The sequence below is a fragment of the Brevundimonas sp. genome, from assembly GCF_016463485.1.
Classification (GTDB): domain Bacteria; phylum Pseudomonadota; class Alphaproteobacteria; order Caulobacterales; family Caulobacteraceae; genus Brevundimonas.
In genome coordinates this window covers 1-3019 of record NZ_JAEMRD010000227.1, presented here as the reverse complement: position 1 = coordinate 3019, position 3019 = coordinate 1, and the positions used below count along the sequence as shown (strand labels likewise).

The following is a 3019-nucleotide window of genomic DNA, read 5'->3' as shown; positions in this document are numbered from 1 at the left end:
GGCGATCCAGATCCAGTCCTCGGCCCTGCTGTGGCAGGTCTATGAGATCGCGCGCAGGGACCATCCGGTCGAGCAGGCCAGCCTGTATCTGGGTCTGGTCGGACTGTGCCAGTTCCTGCCGCTTCTGGCCTTCACCCTGCCGGCCGGGGCCATGGCCGATCGGCGCGACCGCAAGATGACGGTGTGGATCTCGGTTCTGGTCGAGGCCAGTTGCGCCCTGAGCTTCCTCATGATGGCCCTGCACGGCAATCCGCCGCTGTGGGGACTGCTGGCCGTCGCGGCCCTGTTCGGGGCGGCGCGGGCCTTCCTCGCCCCCGCCAGCCAGGCCTTCCTGCCCATGGTCGTGGGCCGTCGTGCCCTGCCGCCGGCGATCGCGGCCCAGTCGATCGCCTTTCAGACCGGTGCCATCGCGGGGCCGGCCCTGGGCGGGGTGATCGTCGGGGTCAATGTGCCCCTGGCCTATGCGGTGTCGCTGGGTCTGTTCCTGATGGGCGCCGCCGCCTTCATCCTGATCCGCACAAGCGGCAAGCCCGCGCCCCAGACCAACCCCCTGTCACCGCTCGAATCGGTCAAGGAGGGGCTGGCCTATGTCTGGCAGACCAAGGTGGTGTTCGGGGCGATCTCGCTGGACCTGATTGTCGTGCTGATGGCGGGGGTGGCCCTGCTGACCCCGATCTTCGCCCGCGACATCCTGCATGTGGGGCCGGAGGGGTTCGGACTGCTGCGCGCATCCTTCGGCGTCGGGGCCATGGTCGTGGCCATCTATCTGAGCCGGTTTCCGATCGTCCGGCACGGCGGCGTCTGGATGTTCGCGGCGGTCGCCGTGTTCGGCCTGGCCACCCTGACCTTTGGTCTGTCCAAGATCGTCTGGCTGTCGGCGGCGGCCCTGTTCGTCGGCGGGGCGGCCGACATGATCAGCGTCAACATCCGCCAGACCCTGATCCAGCTGGCCACGCCCGATCATATGCGCGGCCGGGTCTCGTCGGTCTCGATGCTGTTCATCGGGGCGTCCAACGAACTGGGCGAGGCCTATTCGGGCGTGATGGTGCGGATCCTGGGCGCGGTCGGGGCGGCCGTGGTCGGCGGCGTCGGTGCCCTGGCGGCCACCGGCATCTGGGCGGCGATGTTCCCAGGCTTGAGGAAGGCGGACAGGCTGGAGTGAGTGGCTACCGCTCGCGACGCGGTCGCTCACTGTTTGAGCCCCAGGTCATCGCGCAAGGAGCAACTGAATGAGTCTTGCGCTCAAGTAGTGAGGCTCCGCGAGCCGAGCGATAGCGCGGCGGCGAAGCCGCCCGGCGCGCTCGCGGGCCAAGCACAAGGCGCGAAAAAGCCCGCTGCGGGGGATACATCGCAGCGGGCTTTCACGCTCTCTGTGGAGCGGACGTTTCCTCCCCGAAACGCCTCCATCCAGCGTTTGTGCGCTTCCGCGCCTCGCCGTCCGGTGTGAGGGGAAATGACCCGAATGCCTGATCCGGGTCAATCAAGCCTCAAGCGAAATCAGGCTCTTTTGTGAGTAATCGTCGATAACTCATCCGTGAGGCGGGGTATTTATCGAGGGTTCGTCGATAATCGTGCGAATGGTTCTCACCAGCTCTGTGCGAGCCACCGTTGATTGTCCCGGGCGTGCCGCCTTCCACGCCTCGTTGTCGGCCACGCCGGCGGCCAGAACGCGTCCGGCGTCCAGATCCTTGATCGTCACCTGACCGGCCGCGATCTCGTCGCCGCCCAGCATGATGGCGGCCGGAGCGTTCCGGCGATCGGCATACTTCATCTGGGCCTTCATGCCTGCGCGGCCGAGATAGAGCTCGGCGGCGATGCCGGCGTTGCGCAGTTCCGCCACCGCATCGAGGTAGTGGGCCATGTCGTCCTGCGAGAAGACGATGACCACCACGGGGCCGCGCCGGGCCGCATCGACCCGTCCCGCCGCGCGCAGGGCCGACGCCAGGCGCGACACCCCGAACGAGAACCCTGTCGCCGGGACCGGCTGTCCTGTGAACCGCGCGACCAGATCGTCATAGCGCCCGCCGCCGCCGATCGAGCCGAACCGCACGGGACGGCCTTTTTCGTCGGTGGTGTCCAGCAACAACTCAGCCTCGAAGACGGCACCGGTATAGTATTCCAGCCCCCGTACGATGGTCGGGTCGAACCGCACCTGATCCTGGGCCACGCCCATCGCCGTCAGGGCCGTGTCGATGCCGGACAGTTCGGCCAGCGCCGCCTCGCCCGCCTCACCCAGGCCACCGGTCGCGGCCACGGCGTCCAGCGTCTGGGACCGCGTCAGGGTCGGGTCGCCGGCGCAGGCCAGGAAGGCCTGGATGGTCGAGGCGACCGCCGTCGGCAGCCGCGCGCCCTTGGTGTAGTCGCCGCTTTCGTCCAGCCGCCCTTCGCCGAGCAGGGCCGAGACACCCTCCCACCCCAGCCGATCGAACTTGTCCACGGCGCGCAGGGCCGTCAGCCGCTGGACCGGATCGGTGACGCCGCCCGCGTCGAACAGGCCGTCGAACAGTTTGCGGTTCGAGACCCGGACCACGGCCTGACCGTCCTCCAGCCCCGCCGCCTTCAGGCCCGCACAGGCCATGGCGATGATTTCGGCATCCGCCTCGGGGCGGTCGGAGCCGACGGTGTCGGCGTCGCACTGCCAGAACTCGCGGAACCGGCCGGGGCCGGGCTTTTCGTTGCGCCACACCGGTCCGAACGCATAGCGGCGGAACGGCTTGGGCAGGGTCTCCCACTGTTCGGCGGCGAACCGGGCCAGCGGCGCGGTCAGGTCGTAGCGCAGCGCCATCCACTGGTCGTCGTCGTCCTGGAGCGCGAAGACGCCTTCGTTGGGACGATCCGCATCGGGCAGGAATTTGCCGAGCGCATCGGCGTATTCAAACGCGCCGGTCTCCAGCGGTTCGAAGCCCCAGCGCTCGTAGACCTCCGACACCCGGGCCACGATCCGGCGCTGGGCGACCAGGTCAGTGCCGCGGCGGTCGGCGAAACCTCTGGGGGCGCGGGCTTCGGGACGTGTCGGGGC

Annotated in this window: 2 protein-coding genes; one reads left to right on the top strand and one right to left on the bottom strand. The window is 68.8% G+C overall.

The window, feature by feature from the left end; translation table 11 throughout:
- The coding region (locus JHC99_RS18210) for an MFS transporter (protein WP_292156099.1) at positions 1-1162 on the top strand (1162 nt) is incomplete at its 5' end.
- 366 nt (positions 1163-1528) lie between these two features.
- Here JHC99_RS18210 and hisS read toward each other — a convergent pair.
- On the bottom strand, positions 1529-3019 hold a 1491-nt coding region (hisS, locus tag JHC99_RS18205; RefSeq protein WP_292156097.1), incomplete at its 5' end, for a histidine--tRNA ligase.